The sequence below is a fragment of the Sphingobium xenophagum genome (assembly GCF_002288285.1).
Lineage (GTDB): Bacteria > Pseudomonadota > Alphaproteobacteria > Sphingomonadales > Sphingomonadaceae > Sphingobium > Sphingobium xenophagum.
On sequence record NZ_CP022745.1, the window covers coordinates 1,381,448 to 1,402,430 of the forward strand.

Below are 20,983 nucleotides of genomic sequence, written 5' to 3' on the forward strand. Positions count from 1 at the left end.
GTGGATACAGGGTGTAATTTAGACAGCATTATTGGCCTAAAATGCAGAATCCGCGTGACTCCGCGGGTTTTTCTGCTATGCGCGCCCTTGTAACTTGAGTCAGGGGCGTATCATGGCCGACAATCCAATGCTGAAATTCGTAGGCAAGGGACAAGCCTACCCCGACAAGCGCGATGCCGATGCCCGCGCCGACGACTTTCTGGAAATCAGCCGCAGCTTCATTCTCGACAAGGCGGAAGAACAGGCGTCGCGCTGCTCGCAATGTGGCGTGCCATATTGTTCAACTCACTGTCCGTTGCACAATCACATCCCCGACTGGCTGCGCCTGACCGCCGAAGGCCGCCTGCGTGAAGCCTATGAATTGTCCAACCTGACCAGCACCATGCCCGAAATCTGCGGCCGCATCTGCCCGCAGGACCGGCTGTGCGAGGGCAATTGCGTCATCGAATTTTCCGGCCATGGCGCCGTGACGATCGGCAGTGTCGAAAAATTCATCACCGACACCGCCTGGAAGGAAGGCTGGGTCGAACCGCTGGTCCCTGGCAAGCCCACCGGCCAGTCGATCGGCGTGATCGGCGCGGGGCCGGCTGGCCTTACCACGGCGGAATATCTGCGTGCAGCGGGGCATGATGTGCATGTCTATGACCGGCATGATCGCGCTGGCGGACTGCTGACCTATGGCATTCCCGGCTTCAAGCTGGAAAAGGACGTGGTCATGCGCCGGGTCCAGCGGTTGCGCGATGGCGGCATCGTGTTTCACGAAAATTTCGAGGTTGGCCGCGACGCGACATTGGAAGCGCTGCGCGAGAAGCATGACGCGATCCTGATCGCCACCGGCGTCTACAAGCCCCGCGACATCCGCGCGCCGGGCGTTGGCGCACCGGGCGTGGTCAAGGCGCTCGATTATCTCACCGCTTCCAACAAGGCCGGTTTTGGCGATAACGTCCCCGAACATGCGGACGGCAGCCTGCTCGCGACCGGCAAGAATGTCGTCGTCATCGGCGGCGGGGACACCGCCATGGACTGCGTCCGCACCGCGATCCGCCAGGGCGCGAAATCGGTCAAATGCCTCTACCGCCGCGACCGGGAAAATATGCCGGGATCGCAGCGCGAAGTCGCCAATGCCGAGGAAGAAGGCGTCGAATTCGTCTGGCTGACCGCGCCGATCGCCTTTGAAGGCACCGAGCATGTCACCGGCGTCAAAGTCACCAGGATGCGGTTGGGTGCGCCCGATGCATCGGGTCGCCGCGCGCCCGAGCCCGATCCGGGCAGCGAACATACGCTGGAGGCCGATCTGGTCATCAAGGCGCTTGGCTATGATCCTGAAGAATTGCCGAAAATGTTCGGCGCGGACGACCTGTCCGTCACCCGCTGGGGCACGCTGCGCGTCGATCACAAGACGATGATGACCAGCATGGACGGCGTGTTCGCCGCCGGCGACATCGTGCGCGGCGCAAGCCTGGTCGTCTGGGCGATCCGCGACGGCCGCGACGTGACCGAGCATATGCACCGCTATTTGAAGGCGAAAGCCAAGGCAGCGGGCGAGAGGGTTGCGGCGTGAAGGCGGTTGTCTTTGCTCTACTTCTAACGCTCGCAAGCACCCCTTCTTTCGGGCAAGGCGGAGACCGGCTGGCCGCACTTACGGCGGCGCGCGATCTCCTCCTATCGGTTGGGTTTGAGCGACAAATGGAATTGTCCGGCATCGCCATGGCCAATAGCGTTTTCGAACAAAATGTGGCTGCTGCGGAAAAGCAACGCGGCGAGGCCATGCCGGCGGATCTTAAGCAAAAAGTGCGTATCGCTATGAACGAAGAGATCGGCGCAATGATGACCGAACTCAAGCGAACAGCGCTAGATGGCGCCGCACAAATCTACGCGGATCATTTCACGGCGGAAGAACTCCGTAGGCTGGCCGTGATCAGCGCCGACCCGGTTATGCGCAAATCGCAACAATTGATGCCACAGATGCTGCCGAAGCTCGCGCAGATTGGACTAAAAGTTGCAGAAGATCGGAAACCGATCATGCAGCAGAAAATCAAGGAAGTCGTCGATCAATGGCTCGCGACGCAAGAACGTAAGGGAACATCATCATGACAGACACTCCCTTCACCGCAAGCCCCGAAGAACGCGCGCGGATCGCCGCCGAGGGCATGTATCATCCTGACCTGGAAGGCGACGCCTGTGGCGTGGGCCTCGTTGCCGCGACCGACGGCCGCCCGTCGCGTCGCGTCGTCGCCTCCGCGATCGATGCGCTGAAGGCCGTGTGGCATCGGGGCGCGGTCGACGCCGATGGCAAGACTGGCGATGGCGCGGGTATCCATGTCGACCTGCCGGTGCGCTTCTTTGACGATGCGATCGCGGACTCCGGTCACAAGCCGCTGCCCAACCGCCTGGCTGTCGGCATGATCTTCCTGCCGCGCACGGACCTCAGTGCGCAGGAAACCTGCCGCACCATCGTTGAGAGCGAGATCATCGACGCAGGCTATACCATCTATGGCTGGCGCCAGGTGCCGGTGGACGTGTCCGTCATCGGCGAAAAGGCGCAGCGCACGCGTCCCGAAATCGAGCAGATCATGATCGCCGGGCCGATGCCCGAAGTGCGTGATCAGGCCGAGTTCGAGAAGGACCTCTATCTGATCCGTCGCCGGATCGAAAAGCAGGTGATCGCGGCGCAGATCAATGATTTCTATATCTGTAGCCTGTCGTGCCGGTCCATCATCTACAAGGGGCTGTTCCTCGCCGAATCGCTGTCTGTATTCTATCCCGATTTGCAGGATGAGCGGTTCGAGAGCCGGGTGGCGATCTTCCACCAGCGCTATTCGACCAACACTTTCCCGCAATGGTGGCTGGCCCAGCCGTTCCGCACGCTTGCCCATAATGGTGAGATCAACACCATCCGCGGCAACAAGAACTGGATGAAAAGCCACGAGATCAAGATGGCCAGCCTCGCATTCGGCGAGCAGTCGGAGGATATCAAGCCAGTCATTCCGGCGGGTGCGTCCGATACCGCTGCGCTGGACGCCGTGTTCGAGGCGATCTGCCGGTCGGGCCGCGATGCGCCCACCGCCAAGCTGATGCTCGTGCCCGAAGCCTGGCAGGCCGACAATGGCGAACTGCCCAAGGCGCATCGCGACATGTATGATTATCTCGCCTCCGTCATGGAGCCGTGGGATGGCCCTGCCGCGCTGGCGATGACGGACGGGCGCTGGGTCGTGGCCGGGGTGGATCGCAACGCGCTGCGTCCGCTGCGCTACACGCTGACGGGCGACAATCTGCTGATCGTCGGGTCGGAAACCGGCATGGTCGTGGTTCCCGAAACCACCATCGTGCGCAAGGGGCGCATGGGTCCGGGCCAGATGATCGCCATCGATCTGGCCGAGGGCGAAATCTACGACGATGCTGCGATCAAGAATCGGATCGCGGGTGAGCGCCCCTATGGCGACCTGATCAAGGACTTCATGGCGATCGGCGACCTGACCGATGCGCCGACCGCTCTGCCCGACTGGGACAAGGCGGAACTGACGCGGCGGCAGGTGGCGGCCAACCTGACGCTGGAGGATCTGGAACTGATCCTGGCGCCGATGGTGGAGGATGCCAAGGAAGCCATCGGATCAATGGGCGACGACACGCCGCTGGCCGTCATTTCCGACAAGCCACGGACGATCAGCCATTTCTTCCGCCAGAATTTCAGCCAGGTCACCAACCCGCCGATCGACCCGTTGCGCGAACGGCATGTAATGAGCCTGAAAACGCGCTTTTCCAACCTGCACAACATCCTGGAGCAGGATGCGCAGAACAGCCACGTACTCGTGCTGGAATCGCCGGTTTTGACCAGCGCGGAATGGGCGCGGCTGAAGGCGCATTTTGGTCCGGCGGTCGCGGAAATCGACTGCACCTTCCCGGCAAATGGCGGGCAGGAGCAGCTCCGCGCGGCAATCGCACGCATCCGGGAGGAAGCCGAGCAGGCGGTACGTGAAGGGCGGACAGAAATCTTCCTGACCGACGAGGGCGTCAGCGAGACGCGCATCGCCATTGCTGGCGTGCTGGCGGCGGCCGCGGTGCATACGCATCTGGTGCGCAAGGGGCTTCGTTCCTATGCGTCCATCAACGTGCGCTGCGCCGAGGCGCTCGATACCCACTATTTTGCGGTGCTGATCGGCGTGGGCGCGACCACGGTGAACGCCTATCTGGCCGAAGCCAGCATCGCCGACCGCCATGCGCGCGGGCTGTTCGGGTCTCTCGACCTTGACGCCTGTTTCGAGCGCTATCGCGTCGCGGTCAACGAAGGCCTGCTCAAGATCATGTCCAAAATGGGCATTGCGGTCATCAGCAGCTATCGCGGCGGCTATAATTTCGAAGCGGTCGGCCTGTCGCGCGCTCTGGTCAACGATCTGTTCCCCGGCATGCCGGCGAAGATTTCGGGCGAAGGCTATGCCTCGCTCCACTATAGCGCGATCCTGCGCCATCAGCAGGCATATGACGCATCGGTCGTGCGGTTGCCCATCGGCGGCTTCTATCGCCAGCGCAACGGTGGGGAGGCGCATGCCTATTCCGCGCAACTGATGCACCTGTTGCAGACGGCGGTCGCGACCGACAGCTATTCGACCTATCTGCAATTCTCGCGCGGGGTGCGCGATCTGCCACCGGTCTATCTGCGCGACCTGATGGAGTTTAATTTCGCGCGCGAAGCCGTGCCGATCGACGAGGTGGAGGCCACCACGGAAATCCGCAAGCGTTTCGTGACGCCGGGCATGTCGCTCGGGGCGCTCTCGCCTGAGGCGCATGAGACGCTGGCGATCGCGATGAACCGGATCGGCGCGAAGGCGGTGTCGGGCGAGGGCGGCGAGGATGCGGCGCGCTTCAAACCCTATGAAAATGGCGACAATGCCAATAGCGTGATCAAGCAGATCGCGTCGGGCCGCTTTGGCGTTCATGCCGAATATCTGGCGTCGGCCGAAGAGATAGAGATCAAGGTCGCACAGGGGGCCAAGCCGGGCGAGGGGGGGCAGCTGCCCGGCTTCAAGGTCACCGAATTCATCGCCAGGCTGCGCCATTCGACGCCCGGCGTGACGTTGATTTCGCCGCCGCCCCATCATGACATCTATTCGATCGAGGATCTGGCGCAGCTCATCTACGACTGCAAGCAGATCAATCCGCGCGCACGCGTCTGCGTCAAGCTGGTGAGCCAGGCGGGCATCGGCACGGTCGCAGCGGGCGTGGCGAAGGCGCATGCCGACGTCATCCTGATCGCGGGCCATGTCGGCGGAACCGGGGCATCCCCGCAAACCTCGATCAAATATGCCGGGACGCCATGGGAAATGGGTCTGTCCGAAGCCAATCAGGTGCTGACCCTCAACGGGTTGCGGCATCGGGTGAAGCTGCGCACCGATGGCGGCCTCAAAACCGGGCGCGACATCGTGATCGCCGCGATATTGGGCGCGGAGGAATATGGCATCGGCACATTGTCGCTGGTCGCCATGGGCTGCATCATGGTGCGTCAGTGCCACAGCAACACCTGCCCCGTGGGCGTGTGCGTGCAGGATGAAAAGCTGCGCGCCAAATTCACCGGCACCCCGGAAAAGGTCATCAACCTGATGACCTTCATCGCCGAGGAAGTTCGCGAAGTGCTGGCCCGGCTGGGCTTCCGCAGCCTGGACGAGGTGATCGGGCGGACCGAACTGTTGAAGCAGGTCAATCGTGGCGCTGAACATCTGGACGATCTGGATCTCAACCCGATCCTGGCCAAGGTGGACGCCCCCGACGACCAGCGCCGTTTCAGCCTGAAGCAATGGCGCAACGACGTGCCCGACAGCCTGGACGCGCAGATGATGCGCGACGCCAAGGCAGTGTTCGAGCGGGGCGAGAAGATGCAACTGACCTATACGGTGCGCAACACGCACCGCGCGGTCGGCACGCGCCTGTCGTCGGCGGTGACTGACAAGTTCGGCATGTCGGCGCTGGCCGATGGACATCTGACCGTGCGCCTGCGCGGGTCCGCGGGCCAGTCGCTGGGCGCGTTCCTGTGCAAGGGGATCACGCTGGAAATCTTCGGCGACGCCAATGACTATGTCGGCAAGGGCCTGTCAGGCGGCATCATCACGGTGCGCACGACCGTCTCCAGCCCCCTGTCGTCGAAGGATAATACGATCATCGGCAACACCGTCCTTTATGGCGCGACCAGTGGCAAGCTGTTCGCGGCAGGGCAGGCGGGCGAACGCTTCGCGGTCCGCAATTCGGGCGCGCAGGTCGTGGTCGAGGGCTGCGGCGCCAATGGGTGCGAATATATGACCGGCGGCATTGCCGTGATCCTGGGCAAGACCGGCGCCAATTTCGGCGCGGGCATGACCGGCGGGATGGCCTTCATCCTGGACGAGGATGGCAGCTTCACGTCGCGGGCCAACCCGGAAGGGATCGTCTGGCAGCGGCTGGAAAGCGCGCATTGGGAGGCGCAGGTCAAGGATCTGATCGCCCAGCACGCCAAGGCGACCGACAGCAAATGGTCCAGCACCATATTGGAGGATTGGGACCGTTGGCGGCGCTATATCTGGCAAGTGTGCCCCAAGGAGATGATCAGCCGCCTTACCCATCCGCTGAGCGATGCGCCGGCGGAGGTCGTTGCTGCCGAATAGGCGTTCTAAGGGAAGGAACTGCCTGCTGCCGTCGCCATGACGGCAGGAGGGGCTTTCCCTTGGGCAGGTTGCAGAGTCGGTGGAGGCGTGGCCGTCTCTCCGGCGGCGAAGCGCGCAATTGGCGGTGGCAGCTGATGAATCGGTGATGGCGGTGGGACGGGATCGACCGCTTCCGCCGCCTCTCCTTGTGCCAGATAGTCACGCACGACCGGATCGCTGGTGCCGTCAATCATGCCGTCTGCGTCCAGTCCCGCCATGTCCGAAGCCATTTGCCGTTCCACCAGCGTTGGTCCGCAACCGGTACAGCGGATTATGTCGGGACCGCGACCGGCCGGATCGGCGACCTGATCGGACAGGCTGCTATCGCTGGGCTCGGCATAGGCGACATCTTTCTGTGTTCTTGGAGCAGAGGATTGCGGACTGGTGACATAGGCGCCCAAACCCAGTCCCATGACCGTCGCGGCGGCCACTGTCACGCCTGACAGTATCCAATGCTGCATGGTCCTGCTTTCCATCCTTTTGCTGGCGGGCACTGGCCTTTCGGCGTGCCGCATCGTGCACGACAATCAATCATAACGCAGATGCAGATCGGTTGTTGCATGGCGCAAAAGCCTTTGCTAATGGCCAGCGCCTACCAGATGCCGGTCCTGCCGGTTTCCCTTTGAATGTGCGGCCATGGCGGAATTGGTAGACGCGCAACGTTGAGGTCGTTGTGGGCGAAAGCCCGTGGAAGTTCGAGTCTTCTTGGCCGCACCATTCACTTGCCTGATGCTCAGGATCAGCCGGAATTGACAGTCCCCGCCCCGCAAGGGCAGGGGCAATTGCGCTTGATCGCACGGACCTTGCAGGGGTGTGGTTCGACCGCCTATCTGACGCGGGCGCGCGGGACGGACCCGGATGACGAGATGAAAGGAAGCTGCCATGTCCGCCATAGACTGGGATCAGCCAGCCACCATGATTGATCTGGATGGCAAGGCGCCCTTGATCGGCACGATCCGCCAATGCGCGCAGCATTTCGCGATCTTCAAGGCAGAGGCCAAGGCGCAGGCGCGTGTGTTGCTGACCCAGCCGGTTCATCGGGAAGGTCGCCGGACGCGCACCTGGCTGCTGGAGCCGGATGAAATCGCCCAACTGGCGGAAAAACTGCGCGCAGAAAGCTGACAGGTTCGGTTTCCGATCTTCGGCCGGAATTTCCCCTGTCCTACAACAAACCATATGGGATAAATGATCCGCCTCGTTCAAGACAGAGAGGCGCAGCATGGACATCCTTACGCTCATTGACGATGTTATCGCCCGCGAAGGCGGTTATTCCAACCATCCGGCTGACCGGGGCGGGCCGACCAATTGGGGGATTACCCAGGCGGTGGCGCGGGACAATGGGTTTGTCGGCGACATGCGAGCTTTGCCGCGCGCGACGGCGGTGGCGATTTACCGGCGGATTTACTGGGATCAGCCCGGTTACGCCTTCGTCGCGGAAACCGCGCCCTCCGTCGCGGCCGAATTGTTCGATACTGCGGTCAATATGGGCGTGGGAACCGCGACCGGCTTTCTCCAGCGCGCCCTTAACGCGCTCAATCGCAACCAGCGCGATTATCCGGATCTGACGCTGGACCGGGCGATCGGCGCAAGGACGCTGGGGGCATTGCGCGCCTTTCGTGCGTTGCGGGGCAAGGCGGGTGAGGCGGTACTGCTGAAGGCGATCGAAGCGATGCAGGGTGAACGCTATATCGCGCTCGCGGAAAACCGCCCCGCCAATGAGGCGTTTCTCTACGGCTGGCTGGCCAACCGAATCGGTTAGCTCTTATGAACACTCGTGCGTTTTGCGCCAAGCTATCGCGCGAACGACGCCCGGAACTGTCTTTTCAATCAGGATATGAAGCCATGGTTTCCGAGTCTATCGATCCCGATCCCTGGGCTATGCGCGCGCGGCCCACTTTCCTCTATGTCATGTATGCGCTGCTGCTCTGGTCGCTGCCGATGGGCGTCATCGCGGGGTGGCGACCCGCTATGGCGGCGGCGATCACGGCGGGGATGCGCGACTATCTCAACGCCCTGCCTGAACCGCTCTACGCTTTGTTTGGCACCGGTTATCTGGGCTACACTGCCGCGCGCGCATGGGGCAAGGCGAAGGGGGCAGAGCGGTAGCGCCTAGGCGGCCGCGCGCCCTTCATACCAGCCGCGCGAACGCTTCACGAGAGCGACGATAGAGAGCATCACCGGCACTTCCACCAATACGCCGACGACAGTGGCCAGAGCCGCGCCAGAGTGGAGGCCGAACAGGCTGATCGCTGCGGCGACCGCCAGTTCGAAGAAATTGGATGCACCGATCAATGCAGCCGGTCCCGCAACGCACCAGTCGCCGCGCATGCTGCGGCTGAGCCAATAGGCAAGGCCTGCGTTCAGATAGACCTGAAGCAGGATCGGCACTGCGATCAGCGCGATGACCAGCGGCTGGGCGACGATCTGCTCCCCCTGAAAGGCGAAGAGCAGCACGAGCGTAGCGAGCAGGCTTAGCAGGCTAAATGGCCCGAGCCTTGTCAGCAGCCGTTCCAGAGCCGCCTGTCCGCCTGCCCGCAACTGCGCCCTGCGCAGCCATTGGGCGACGACCACGGGCACGACGATATAGAGGCCGACCGACAGCAGCAGCGTATCCCATGGCACGCTGATCGAGGCGACGCCCAGCAGCAGTCCGACGATCGGCGCAAAGGCGAACAGCATGATCAGGTCGTTGAGCGCCACCTGACTGAGCGTATAGCCAGGATCGCCATCCAGCAGGTTGGACCAGACGAACACCATTGCGGCGCAGGGGGCGGCCGCCAGCAGGATCAGGCCCGCAATATAGGACGGCCCCTGTCCGTCAGGCAGGTAGGACGCGAACAGATGGCCGATGAACAATGTGCCCAGCAGCGCCATGGAGAAAGGCTTGACCGCCCAATTGATGAACAGCGTCACCCCGACACCGCGCCAGTGCCGCCTTACGCTGCCCAGCGCAGCAAAGTCGATCCGCAGCAGCATGGGTATGATCATCAGCCAGATCAGCGCCGCTACCGGCAGGTTGATGTTGGCGATCTCGGCTCCAGCGATCAGCGCGAAGGCCGACGGGAACAGATGCCCCAGTCCAATCCCCAGGACGATGCACAGCGAGACCCAGAGGCTGAGATAGCGTTCGAACAATGACATCAGGCGGCTCCCACCACGTCGCCATCTTCCTTGACGAAGGGTGTGGGCAGCGGATGGGGCAACAACTCCAGCACCGCCTCGGACGGGCGGCATAGTCGCACCCCTTTGGGCGACACGACCAGCGGGCGGTTGATCAATATGGGGTGCGCCATCATCGCGTCGATCAGCGCCGCGTCGGGCAGCGTCTGATCGTCCAGCCCCAGATCGGCAAAAGGCGTCCCCTTCTGCCGCAACAGGGCGCGCGGCGCGATGCCGGAACGGGCGATCAATTGCTCCAGCAAAGCTCGCGATGGCGGCGTCTTGAGATATTCGATGACATGCGGTTCGATTCCGGCATGGCGGATCATCGCCAGCGTGTTGCGCGACGTGCCGCAAGCGGGGTTGTGATAGATGATGATGTCGGTGGCCAAGGGGATGTCCTCTGGATCAGCAGCAAGGGGTCAGTTCAGCAATGATCGGGGCGCACAAAGCCGCGTTCCCGCCGCAACAATCCTTGAGCAGGAACAATGTCAGTGCGCCCAACGCTTCCAGGTCGGCGCGATAATGAATGGACCGGCTCTGCCGCTCCGCCCGGACCAGTCCAGCGCGGGAGAGGATCGCCAGATGGGACGACATGGTATTTTGCGGGACCCCGACCAGCCGGGCGATTTCCCCGGCGGGCAGGCCATCGGGCTCGTGGCGGACGAGCAACCTGAAACTGTCGAGCCGCGTGGACTGTGCGAGGGCGGCTAAAGCCGCGATGGCGGATTCGTTTTCCATATATCCGGATTAATGGATATATGGAGCATGGCAAGTCGATTGTGAGGAAAGAAAGGAATCGCGGCGGCGAGAAACGCAAATGAGAGGGGCCGCCGGGTCAAAGCCCGACGGCCCATCATGTGCATGGTCAGCGGCCGGAAGTGCCGCCCAGGGGAAACGAAGGTCGCGCTATCTTCTCCACCGGGAGACGGCCTGTATGTCGGCGCGCTTTATCTCGCGATGTGGAGGGAGATCGACGGCATGGCGTCGCTCAGCGGCGCGTTCCCCGAATGGACTTGACCGACCCCATTGCTGAACCATGAGACATCGGATCACCTCCTTTCGCTATGTTGAAGCCCGTTATGGCCGACTTCGACTGCGCTTCGTGCGGCCACGGGATGGAATGTGAATCAGACGGAAGGCATGATCAAGACTTGTATTATTCTTTTTTCGAATCATACTTTCGCGTCCTCAATCCCGGCGTCGCGTCGCTATCCCCTGCAATCCTCGATCACACGTGACACTTCCGGCCATGCCGGTACGATAAGCGGTTCCAGTCCCATCACCTCGATCGCGAATTTGCCCCGGCTGTAGGCCATCTGATCCAGCGCGGTATCGGCAGCGGCCCGCACCGCTATCGTCTGCGGCACGGGGGCTGTGGTGGCTGTCGCGGGCCAGCTGGTCGCACCATAGCTGGTTCGCAGCGTCATCGTCCCTTGCCCCGCGCCTGCGCGAATAATGCTGATTCGGCGCGCCGCCCGATCGCAGCGGATGGTAAGGCGGGGGTCGGCCGCGGTCGGACCGAAACGGGCGATCGACATGGCTGCGTCGGATTGCCAGCGCCAATCCCCCGGCGCGGTGGGGCGATATTGCCGGTCGCTGGCCAATGGCGCGGCGGGGGCGACGGGTCGGACCGGCGCGGACGCCTGGGCCGGTCGCGGGGCGGGCGCGGGGGCAGGACTGGCCGGGCGCGTTGCAGGGCCGACGCACGAGCCGAGCAGGATGAGGAAGGGTGCGGCGAGGGCAAGGTGGGTGGTAAAGCGCATCGCCCTCCCATGCCCGCCCGGCGCAGGCGGCTCAACTGGAAAAGGATGAGCGGAAGAGCCGCGGGGGCAGGCCGGGCCGACGCGTTTGCTTGCCGCGCCGATATTGACACCGTCCGGCCGAATCGCTAGGGCGCGCACATCCCGACACGCTGGTGAGCGGCAGTGCTTCGCGCACTGGCCGTCTTTTTTGCGTCCGGGGCTATACATTGGTTGCGGTCCCACGCCATGGGGTCGCGGCCCTGACGCTTTGAGATGGGGTGACGCCAATCGCCCCGTGGAGCAGGAGATTAATTGACCATGGCACGTATTGCGGGTGTTAACATCCCGACCAACAAGCGCGTAATCATCGCGCTCACCTACATTCACGGCATCGGTCGTAAGACCGCCGTAGACATCGCCGACAAGCTGGGCATCGACCACAGCCGTCGCGTGCAGGACCTGTCGGACGCCGAAGTGCTCCAGATCCGTGAAACGATCGACGCTGACCTGACCGTCGAGGGCGATCTTCGCCGCAACACCGCGATGAACATCAAGCGCCTGATGGACCTGGCCTGCTATCGCGGCCTGCGTCATCGTAAGGGGCTGCCGGTTCGCGGCCAGCGCACGCACACCAATGCCCGCACCCGCAAGGGCAAGGCCAAGGCGATCGCCGGTAAGAAGAAGTAAGCGCCAGAGGGCGGGCCTTGCGGCCTTGCCCTCCCGACTTCTTTTGTCAGTATTTCGAGTAGGATAGAGCAAAATGGCACGCGAACCCCAGCGCATTAAGCGCCGTGAGCGCAAGAACATCTCGGCCGGCGTGGCACATGTCAACGCCAGCTTCAACAACACCATGGTGACCATCACCGATGCCCAGGGCAACGCGATTTCGTGGTCCTCGGCTGGCATGATGGGCTTCAAGGGCAGCCGCAAATCGACCCCCTACGCCGCTCAGGTGTGCGCGGAAGATGCCGGTCGCAAGGCCGCCGAACATGGCGTCCGCACGCTGGAAGTCGAAGTCAAGGGTCCCGGTTCAGGTCGTGAGTCGGCCCTGCGCGCCCTTCAGGCCGTCGGTTTCCACATCACCTCGATCCGCGACGTAACGCCGATCCCGCACAACGGTGTGCGTCCGTCCAAGCGCCGCCGCGTCTAAATTCGGCTGAGCGATATGGCGGGCGGCGGACGCGCCGCCCGTTACCCGTCTGCATCGGCCGCAACGTCCTGTCGGGTCCAGGATCATAAGCGTTTCGGCCACATCCCCAGGGGAAGTACATGACTGTCAACATGAAGAACTGGCAGGAATTGAAGAAGCCCAACGCGCTGGAAATCAAGCCAACCAGCGACGGTAAGCGCAAGGCGACCTTCGTTGCCGAGCCGCTGGAGCGCGGTTTCGGCTTGACGCTTGGCAACGCGCTACGCCGGGTTCTTCTTTCCTCGCTTCAGGGCGCGGCGGTCACCTCGATCAAGATCGAGAACGTCCTGCATGAATTCTCGTCGCTCGCTGGCGTGCGTGAAGATGTCACCGACATCGTCCTCAACATCAAGCAGGTCGCCCTGCGGATGGAAGGCGATGGTCCCAAGCGGCTTCAGCTGTCGGCTACCGGTCCTGCCGTGGTCAAGGCTGGCGACATCAGCGTCGTCGGCGACATCGAAGTGATGAACCCGGACCTGGTGATCTGTCACCTCGACCAGGGCGCGACGCTGAACATGGAACTGACCGCTGATGTCGGCAAGGGCTATGTCCCCGCCGTCGCCAACCGTCCCGCAGACGCGCCGATCGGCCTCATTCCAATCGACGCGCTCTACTCGCCGGTCCGTCAGGTCGCCTACAAGGTGGACAATACCCGCGTCGGCCAGGAACTGGACTATGACAAGCTGTCGCTGACCGTCGAAACCGACGGCACCGTCACGCCGGAGGATGCGGTCGCCTTTGCCGCGCGCATCCTGCAGGACCAGCTCCAGCTGTTCGTCCATTTCGAGGACGCGCTGCCCACCGCCGCGCCTTCGCAGGGTGGCCATGCGGTCGCATCGGCGTCGGAAGGCGAAAGCGACACCAACCAGATCAACCGCTACCTTCTCAAGAAGGTGGACGAGCTGGAACTGTCGGTCCGCAGCGCCAACTGCCTCAAGAACGACAACATCATCTATATCGGCGATCTGGTCCAGAAGACCGAAGCCGAGATGCTGCGTACGCCCAATTTCGGTCGCAAGTCGCTGAACGAAATCAAGGAAGTGCTGTCGTCCATGGGTCTGCGCCTCGGCATGGACATCCCCGGATGGCCGCCTGAAAATATCGAGGAAATGGCCAAGAAGCTCGAACAAGAGCTGCTGGGCTAAAAAGCTCCGTGATTCCCGCGAAGGCGGGTACCCATCTCCCGGTCTTGTGCCTGGGGATGGGGTCGGAGATGGGTTCCCGCCTTCGCGGGAATGACGAACAAATGGCGGCCACGTCACCGCCTGGTCTGGGCTACCTGAAACGGGCCCTTAACGAACGAAGGAATGAACTATGCGTCACAGAATGGGTCAACGTCGTCTTCAGCGCGCTACCGGTCACCGCGTCGCGCTGCTCCGCAACCTTGCCGCTTCGCTGATCAAGCATGAGCAGATTCTGACCACCACGCCCAAGGCGAAGGAACTGCGCCCCTATGTGGAAAAGCTGATCACGCTGGCGAAAAAGGGTGGCCTGTCCAACCGTCGCCTGGCCGATGCTCGCCTGAAGGACGATGCCCAGCTGGCCAAGCTGTTCGAGGTTCTGGCCGAACGCTACAAGGATCGTAACGGCGGTTACACCCGCGTGATCAAGGCTGGCATCCGCGCGTCGGACGCCGCGCCGATTGCGATCATCGAACTGGTCGACCGCGACGTCAGCGCCAAGGGGCAGGATAGCGGCCCGGTGCAGACCGCCGACGAAGATGAATATGAAGCTGCCTGATTGAGTGCGGTCCTCCCAGGGAGGACTGGATGCTTTACCGACAGGCCGTGGCTCTTTAGGAGCCACGGCCTGTTCTGGTTAAAAAGAGACGAAAAAGAGGATGCGCGCAACGGCCCGCCTGTTCCTGCTGCCGCTGCTGCTGGCGGCCAGCCCGGTCGTTGCGGGGCCGGAGACGGTCGCCATCGACGCGGCCGGGCAGGGCTTGCGCTACCCCATCGCCAGGCGTCTTGATCTGGTCGAGGATCATTTCGGGGTAAAGGTCGCCGATCCCTATCGCTGGCTGGAAAATGATTTGCGTGCGGACCCGGCCGTGCGCGACTGGGTGGCGCAGGAAAATGCACTGACCCGCCGCTATATCGACGGCCTGCCGGGCCGGGCGGCGCTGAAAGCGCGGATGCAGGCGTTGCTGTCGCACGGGCGCTACACCGTCCCGCGCAAGGCAGGCGGGCGCTATTTCTACGGTTATAACAAGGGGCTGCAAAACCAGACCCCGCTCTACGTGCGTGAAGGGCTGGACGGCCCGCAGCGGTTGCTGATCGATCCCAATGATTGGGCCAAGGATGGTGCGAGCGCATTGGCCGAATGGGCTCCCTCGCCGGACGGCCGGACTCTGGCCTTTGCGGTGCAGGAAGCGGGCAGCGATTGGCGGACCCTGCGTTTGCTGGATGTCGATACGGGGAAGGTGCTCGACGACCGGATCGACTGGGTCAAATTTTCGACCCTGGCCTGGGACGGACGTGGCCAGGGCTTCTTCTATTCCCGCTACCCTGCGCCGCAGGGAGATACGGCTTTCAGGGCCGCCAATGAAGATCAGCAGCTTTTCTATCATCGCGTCGGCACCGCGCAGGCGCAGGATCAACTGATCTACGCCACGCCAGACCGGCCGAAACTGAGCCATACCGCGCAGGTCACCAACGACGGGCGCTGGCTGGTGATCAGTTCGTTTCAGGGGATCGACCCGCGCCGTGAAATCCATGTCGCGGCGCTGGACGGCGGGCCGGTTAAGCCTCGGCGGCTGGTGAAGGGGCCGCTACAGGATTGGCGGCTGATTGGGAGTCGGGGGTCGACCCTCTATTTCATCACCGATGATCATGCGCCCCATCTGAAAGTCGTGACGCTCGATGCGGCGCAGCCCCGGCGCAGGCCGCAACAGGTCGTGGCCGAACGCGCCGATACGCTGGCGGGCGGCTCGCTGGTCGGCAGCCGACTGATCCTGGCCTATATGACGCAGGCCGAAACGATTGCGGAACTGGTCGAACTGGATGGGCGCAAGGTGGGCGACGTGCCCTTGCCCGGCATGGGGACTGCGGCGGGTTTTGGTGGGCGCGATGGCGACCCGGAGACGTTTTTCAGCTTTTCTGGCTTCACCACCCCGTCCAGCATCTATCGCTTCGACACATCCACCCTGCAAAGCCAGTTGTTCGCCCAGCCCGACCTGCCCTTCAATCCGGATGAATTCGGGATGGAACAGATCAGCTATCTGTCAAAGGACGGCACCCGCGTGCCCATGACCGTGATCCGCAAAAAGGTGCTGGCGGACCGGGCGATCGCGGCGCCGACGATCCTTTATGGCTATGGCGGCTTCAACATCAGCCTGACGCCGGGCTATTCGGCGACGCGGCTGGCCTGGCTGGAACAGGGCGGGGCTTATGCCATCGCCAATCTGCGCGGCGGCGGTGAATTCGGCAAGGCATGGCATGAGGCTGGCCGTGGCCCCAACAAGCAGAATGTGTTCGACGATTTCATCGCTGCGGCCGAATATCTGAAGGCCAATGGCTATACCACGCCGGATGGACTGGCGATCGAGGGGCGATCCAATGGCGGCCTGCTGGTTGGTGCGGTAGTCAACCAGCGTCCCGACCTGTTCGCTGCCGCCCTGCCAGCCGTGGGCGTGATGGACATGCTGCGCTTTGACCGCTTCACCGCCGGGCGTTACTGGGTGGACGATTATGGATCGCCCGCACGGGCGGAGGATTTTCCGCTGCTCTACGGCTATTCGCCCTATCACAATATCCTGTCGGGTAAGGATTATCCCGCGATCCTCGTTACCACCGCCGATACTGACGACCGGGTCGTGCCCGCCCACAGTTTCAAATATGCCGCCGCCTTGCAGGCCGCCAATGTGGGCAGCAAGCCCCGACTGCTGCGGGTCGAAAGCCGCGCCGGCCATGGCGCTGGCAAGCCGATCGACAAGCTGATCGACGAATATGCCGACAGCTATGCCTTTCTGGCCTCATTCACGGGTTTGCAGATCAGGGATGATCCGCAATAATCGTTCAGCCGCGCGACAGCCGGACGCGGATAGATACCGTTTGATCGCAGGAGACACAGGCATGGGCAAGACGCGCTGGATGACAGGATCGCTGGTTGGACTGGCGCTGCTGGTTGGCAGCATAGGTCCGGCGCAGGCGCGTCCGCGCTATGACCGCAATTGGGGCCATCATCACCATCGCGATCGCGGCAATGGCTTCGGCTTCGGCGATGCCGTCGGGGTTGCAGCGCTGATCGGTGCGGTGGCGATCGTTGCCTCTTCCATGTCGAAGGACAAGAAGGCAGCGCGCAATAGTGACGCCGCGGCTCCCCCGCCGGTCGATGGTACGGATTATGGCGCGGATGTCCGGCGCGACGATGATTTCTCCGATGTCGCCGCCGCCTATGGCGATCAGGATCAGATGACGGACGCCTGCGCCGTCGCCGCGCGCGATGAAGCGCAGGACCAGAATGGCGGCTATGCCGAGGTGCGGCGCATCGACGAGCCGCGCGCCGCCCAAGGCGGGTATAATATCGACGGAGAAGTCGAATCGCGCGCCAATTATCGCGCCCCGACCGGCACGACCCGCCGCTTCACCTGCACGATCAAGGATGGCCGCGTCGCGGAGGTCTATCTGAGCCGCGATGTCGTGATGCGATAAGGCGCCGCCGTGCGTCGTCACCCTCCGTCGCGCCATGTCCTGGCTTTTGGCCTGGCGGCGCTTGCAGGGATGGTCGATGCGTTGGGTCTGCTCAAACTGGGCGGGCTCTTCGTGTCGTTCATGAGCGGCAATTCGACCCGAATGGCAGTCGGCATCGCGACAAAGCCGACGCTGGCATGGACGGCCGCCGGGCTGATCGGCGCTTTTGTCGGCGGGGTATTTGTCGGCGCGCTCCTGGCGCGGATGGCCGGACGGTGGCGCAAGCAAGCCGTACTGGCACTGGTGCTGGCGTTGTTGACCATCGCGGCATCGCTGGCCGGATCGGTCGGGGATGGTCTGACCTTGCTGATGGCGGCGGCTATGGGCGCTGTGAACAATATGTTCCAGCGCGATGGCGAGGTGAGCATTGGCGTCACCTATATGACCGGCGCACTGGTGAAGCTCGGACAGGCGTTGGCCAGTGCCGTGACCGGTGGCCCGGCGTTTGGCTGGCTGCCCCATCTGTTGCTCTGGCTGGGTCTTGTCGCAGGCGCAGTGGCCGGGGCTTTGCTGTTTGGGCGGATGGACCTTGGCGCTTTGTGGGTGGCTTGCGGCTGGTGCCTGCTGTTGCTGGCGTGGAGCCTCTGGCTGGGGCCGTTGCCGCGCACCGACCGCTTGGCATGACTGTCCATCCGCTCTAGGCGGTTGCCCATGCCCGCTCCTTTCCTTCCCCGCCGCAATGCGGCCATCGCCTTCATCCTGGTGACGGCGCTGCTCGATGTCATGTCGATGGGAATCGTCATCCCGGTGCTGCCGCAACTGATCGAATCCCTGTCCGGCTCCAGCAGCGCGGCCGGCCTGTGGAATGGCCTGTTTGTAGCGCTATGGGCGGGGATGCAGTTCATCTGCTCGCCGATTATCGGGTCCTTGTCCGACCGTTTCGGGCGGCGGCCCGTGATTCTGCTATCAGTGTGCGGTCTGGCGCTCGATTATGTGCTGATGGCCGTCGCGCCCAATCTATGGTGGCTGGCTCTGGGGCGGATATTGGCGGGGGTCACCTCGTCCAGCTTCACCTCCGTGTTTGCCTATATGGCCGACATCACCCGACCTGAAGATCGCGCGCGCGGCTATGGGCTGATCGGGGCGGCATTCAGCGGCGGCTTTGTTGCCGGGCCACTGCTGGGCGGCATATTGGGCGAGATTTCGCTGCGCGCGCCCTTTTGGGCGGCGGCTGGCCTGTCGGGACTGGCATTCCTTTATGGTCTGGTCGTCCTGCCCGAATCGCTCCCGCAGGAAAAGCGGATGGCCTTTTCATGGGCCCGCGCCAACCCATTCGGCGCGCTCACCCTTTTGCGGTCTCACCCGGAACTGTCGAGCCTGGCGATCGTCAATTTCCTGCTCTATTTCGCCCACCATCTCTTCTCCGCCGTGTTCGTCCTCTATGCCGGGGATCGTTATGGCTGGGGCGCGTGGCAGGTCGGCAGCCTGCTCGCCTTGGTCGGTTTGCTCGACATGGGCGTGCAGGGCTTTCTGGTCGGTCCCGTGGTCAAGCGGCTGGGTGACCGGACGACGATGGTGACGGGCCTGGCCTTCGGTGCGGTCGGCATCGCCTGCATGGGGCTCGCGCCGACCGGCTGGCTGTTTGTCGCCGCGATGCTGCCCAATGCGCTGTGGGGGCTGGCAATGCCGACGATCCAGTCGCTGATGACGCAGCGCGTATCCGAATCCGAACAGGGCCAGTTGCAGGGCGCGAACAACAGTGTGGGCAGTATTGCAGGTATCGTATCGCCCCTCTTCTTCGGCGGCATTTACGCGCTGTCGGTTGGCGGCAATCCGACCCTGCCCTTCATCGGCAGCGCCTTCCTGATTGCGGCGGCGGTGCTGGGCAGTGCGGCGTTGCTGGGCTGGGCGGCGGGCCGTGGGCTGGATGCCGATGCCGTATAGGTCGCGAAAACTGGACATATCGGGGCGGGGCGACTAACCGGGCGCGAATCCCTTCCACCGCTCGATATAAAGGCGATTCGATGACGCTGCCCCTTCAGGATTCCATCCTTATCGTGGACTTCGGCAGCCAGGTGACCCAGCTCATCGCTCGGCGCGTGCGCGAAGCCGGGGTCTATTCCGAAATCGCCCCCTTCAACAGCGCCGAACAAGCCTTCGCCCGGATGCAGCCCAAGGGCGTCATCCTGTCGGGCGGCCCTTCTTCAGTCATGTGGGATGACAGTCCCCGCGCACCGCAGGCGATATTCGACGCGGGCGTTCCGGTGCTGGGCATCTGCTATGGTCAGCAGACGATGATGCAGCAGCTGGGCGGCAATGTCGAAGGCGGGGAGAGCGGCGAGTTTGGCCGCGCCTTCATCGAGGTGAAAAAGCCCTGCGCTTTGTTCGACGGTCTTTGGGCGCCGGGCGAAAAGCATCAGGTGTGGATGAGCCATGGCGACAAGGTGACGCAATTGGCCGACGGCTTTGAGGTCGTCGCCACCAGCGAGGGTGCGCCCTTCGCCGTCACCGCCAACGAAGCCCGGCGCTTTTATGCGACCCAATTCCATCCCGAAGTCGTCCATACCCCCGATGGCGGCAAGCTGCTCGCCAATTTCGTCCGTCATGTCTGCGGCTTGGCGGGCGACTGGACCATGGCGGAGTTTCGCGCGACCAAGATCGCCGATATTCGCGCGCAGGTTGGCTCTGGCCGGGTGATTTGCGGCCTGTCCGGCGGTGTCGACAGCGCCGTCGCGGCGGTGTTGATCCACGAAGCGATCGGCGACCAACTGACATGCGTGTTCGTCGACCATGGCCTGATGCGGCTGGGCGAGGCCGAGCAGGTCGTTACCCTGTTCCGCGAACATTATGGCATCAAACTGGTCCATGTGAATGCGGAGGATCGCTTTCTGGGCGGCCTGGCTGGCCTCACCGACCCTGAAAAGAAGCGCAAGTTCATTGGCGGCGAATTCATCGCCGTGTTTGAGGAAGAGGCCGCAAAGATCGGCGGGGCGGATTTCCTGGCGCAGGGCACGCTCTATCCCGACGTGATCGAAAGCGTCAGCTTCACCGGTGGCCCCAGCGTCACGATCAAGTCGCACCATAATGTCGGCGGCCTGCCCGAACGCATGAACATGAAGCTGGTCGAGCCGTTGCGCGAACTGTTCAAGGATGAAGTGCGCGTGCTGGGCCGGGAACTGGGCCTGCCCGAGATTTTCGTGGGTCGCCATCCGTTCCCCGGCCCTGGCCTTGCCATCCGCATCCCCGGCGAAGTGACCAAGGAACGCTGCGACATATTGCGCAAGGCGGACGCGGTCTATCTGGAGGAAATCCGCAATGCGGGGCTCTATGACGCGATCTGGCAGGCCTTCGCCGTGCTGCTGCCCGTCCGCACCGTTGGCGTGATGGGCGACCTGCGCACCTATGACAGCGTCTGCGCCCTGCGCGCCGTCACCTCGACCGATGGCATGACGGCGGACATCTATCCGTTCGATGCAGCTTTCCTCAGCCGCGTGGCGACCCGGATCATCAATGAGGTCAAGGGCATCAACCGCGTGGTCTATGACTATACGTCGAAGCCGCCGGGCACGATCGAGTGGGAATGATTGTAGG

The 20,983-nt window shown here is 63.1% G+C and carries 20 protein-coding genes and 1 tRNA gene; 16 read left to right on the forward strand and 5 right to left on the reverse strand.

The window, feature by feature from the left end; translation table 11 throughout:
* Positions 1 to 112: 112 nt before the first annotated feature.
* From CJD35_RS06715 to gltB, 3 genes are read left to right on the forward strand one after another with little or no spacing between them, the layout of a single operon-like run.
* Positions 113 to 1,561 carry an NAD(P)-dependent oxidoreductase gene (locus tag CJD35_RS06715; protein ID WP_017181742.1) on the forward strand — a complete coding sequence of 483 codons (1,449 nt, stop codon included), beginning with the start codon at positions 113 to 115 and terminating at the stop codon, positions 1,559 to 1,561.
* Positions 1,558 to 2,094, forward strand: coding sequence for a DUF2059 domain-containing protein (locus CJD35_RS06720; RefSeq protein ID WP_140159600.1), 537 nt, complete (start codon positions 1,558 to 1,560; stop codon positions 2,092 to 2,094). Before CJD35_RS06715 ends, CJD35_RS06720 begins: the two co-directional genes overlap by 4 nt.
* Positions 2,091 to 6,629: a glutamate synthase large subunit gene (gene gltB / locus CJD35_RS06725; protein ID WP_017181740.1), complete on the forward strand. Its 4,539-nt coding sequence runs from the start codon at positions 2,091 to 2,093 to the stop codon at positions 6,627 to 6,629. Before CJD35_RS06720 ends, gltB begins: the two co-directional genes overlap by 4 nt.
* Before the next feature lie 5 nt (positions 6,630 to 6,634).
* Here the strand turns inward: gltB and CJD35_RS06730 are convergent, their stop codons facing one another.
* Positions 6,635 to 7,129, reverse strand: coding sequence for a hypothetical protein (locus CJD35_RS06730; protein WP_017181739.1), 495 nt, complete (start codon positions 7,127 to 7,129; stop codon positions 6,635 to 6,637).
* A gap of 169 nt (positions 7,130 to 7,298) precedes the next feature.
* Here CJD35_RS06730 and CJD35_RS06735 point away from each other — a divergent pair.
* From CJD35_RS06735 to CJD35_RS06750, 4 genes are all read left to right on the forward strand, one after another.
* A tRNA-Leu gene (locus tag CJD35_RS06735) sits at positions 7,299 to 7,385 on the forward strand.
* A gap of 165 nt (positions 7,386 to 7,550) precedes the next feature.
* Positions 7,551 to 7,790 carry a hypothetical protein gene (locus CJD35_RS06740; RefSeq protein ID WP_019051836.1) on the forward strand — a complete coding sequence of 80 codons (240 nt, stop codon included), beginning with the start codon at positions 7,551 to 7,553 and terminating at the stop codon, positions 7,788 to 7,790.
* A gap of 97 nt (positions 7,791 to 7,887) precedes the next feature.
* Complete coding sequence (locus CJD35_RS06745) at positions 7,888 to 8,427, forward strand: glycoside hydrolase family 108 protein (RefSeq protein WP_017181737.1); 540 nt, start codon at positions 7,888 to 7,890, stop codon at positions 8,425 to 8,427.
* Positions 8,428 to 8,510: 83 nt separating this feature from the next.
* Positions 8,511 to 8,774, forward strand: a complete 264-nt coding sequence (locus CJD35_RS06750; protein ID WP_017181736.1) for a 3TM-type holin — start codon at positions 8,511 to 8,513, stop codon at positions 8,772 to 8,774.
* 3 nt (positions 8,775 to 8,777) lie between these two features.
* On the opposite strand, the gene arsB is transcribed toward CJD35_RS06750, so the two are convergent.
* From arsB to CJD35_RS06770, 4 genes are all read right to left on the reverse strand, one after another.
* On the reverse strand, positions 8,778 to 9,809 hold the full coding sequence (gene arsB / locus CJD35_RS06755) for an ACR3 family arsenite efflux transporter (protein ID WP_095686963.1): 1,032 nt from the start codon (positions 9,807 to 9,809) through the stop codon (positions 8,778 to 8,780).
* Positions 9,809 to 10,219 (reverse strand): arsenate reductase (glutaredoxin), encoded by a 411-nt coding sequence (gene arsC / locus CJD35_RS06760; protein WP_017181734.1) that lies wholly within the window; start codon positions 10,217 to 10,219, stop codon positions 9,809 to 9,811. Before arsC ends, arsB begins: the two co-directional genes overlap by 1 nt.
* A gap of 16 nt (positions 10,220 to 10,235) precedes the next feature.
* Positions 10,236 to 10,568, reverse strand: coding sequence for an ArsR/SmtB family transcription factor (locus CJD35_RS06765; RefSeq protein WP_017181733.1), 333 nt, complete (start codon positions 10,566 to 10,568; stop codon positions 10,236 to 10,238).
* A 470-nt stretch (positions 10,569 to 11,038) separates the two neighbouring features.
* The gene (locus tag CJD35_RS06770; RefSeq protein ID WP_017181731.1) at positions 11,039 to 11,593 is read right to left on the reverse strand and encodes a hypothetical protein; all 555 of its coding nucleotides are present in this window, start codon (positions 11,591 to 11,593) and stop codon (positions 11,039 to 11,041) included.
* A 297-nt stretch (positions 11,594 to 11,890) separates the two neighbouring features.
* Between CJD35_RS06770 and rpsM the strand changes: the two genes are divergently transcribed.
* The 9 genes from rpsM to guaA all read left to right on the forward strand — a co-directional run bounded on the left by rpsM (position 11,891) and on the right by guaA (position 20,976).
* The gene (gene rpsM / locus CJD35_RS06775) at positions 11,891 to 12,259 is read left to right on the forward strand and encodes a 30S ribosomal protein S13 (RefSeq protein WP_019051841.1); all 369 of its coding nucleotides are present in this window, start codon (positions 11,891 to 11,893) and stop codon (positions 12,257 to 12,259) included.
* 73 nt (positions 12,260 to 12,332) lie between these two features.
* A complete protein-coding gene (rpsK, locus tag CJD35_RS06780) occupies positions 12,333 to 12,722 on the forward strand; it encodes a 30S ribosomal protein S11 (RefSeq protein WP_004208752.1) in 390 nt (129 codons plus the stop codon).
* A 119-nt stretch (positions 12,723 to 12,841) separates the two neighbouring features.
* The gene (locus CJD35_RS06785; protein ID WP_006967377.1) at positions 12,842 to 13,906 is read left to right on the forward strand and encodes a DNA-directed RNA polymerase subunit alpha; all 1,065 of its coding nucleotides are present in this window, start codon (positions 12,842 to 12,844) and stop codon (positions 13,904 to 13,906) included.
* Between the two features lie 169 nt (positions 13,907 to 14,075).
* A complete protein-coding gene (gene rplQ, locus CJD35_RS06790) occupies positions 14,076 to 14,501 on the forward strand; it encodes a 50S ribosomal protein L17 (RefSeq protein WP_026002152.1) in 426 nt (141 codons plus the stop codon).
* A 100-nt stretch (positions 14,502 to 14,601) separates the two neighbouring features.
* The gene (locus CJD35_RS06795; protein WP_017181728.1) at positions 14,602 to 16,773 is read left to right on the forward strand and encodes a prolyl oligopeptidase family serine peptidase; all 2,172 of its coding nucleotides are present in this window, start codon (positions 14,602 to 14,604) and stop codon (positions 16,771 to 16,773) included.
* 61 nt (positions 16,774 to 16,834) lie between these two features.
* Positions 16,835 to 17,413 (forward strand): hypothetical protein, encoded by a 579-nt coding sequence (locus tag CJD35_RS06800; RefSeq protein ID WP_017181727.1) that lies wholly within the window; start codon positions 16,835 to 16,837, stop codon positions 17,411 to 17,413.
* Positions 17,414 to 17,482: 69 nt separating this feature from the next.
* On the forward strand, positions 17,483 to 18,076 hold the full coding sequence (locus CJD35_RS06805; protein WP_017181726.1) for a YoaK family protein: 594 nt from the start codon (positions 17,483 to 17,485) through the stop codon (positions 18,074 to 18,076).
* A gap of 27 nt (positions 18,077 to 18,103) precedes the next feature.
* Entirely contained in the window at positions 18,104 to 19,336 is a 1,233-nt protein-coding gene (locus CJD35_RS06810) for a TCR/Tet family MFS transporter (RefSeq protein WP_017181725.1), read from the forward strand.
* A gap of 80 nt (positions 19,337 to 19,416) precedes the next feature.
* Positions 19,417 to 20,976 (forward strand): glutamine-hydrolyzing GMP synthase, encoded by a 1,560-nt coding sequence (gene guaA, locus CJD35_RS06815; RefSeq protein ID WP_017181724.1) that lies wholly within the window; start codon positions 19,417 to 19,419, stop codon positions 20,974 to 20,976.
* Positions 20,977 to 20,983: the final 7 nt, after the last annotated feature.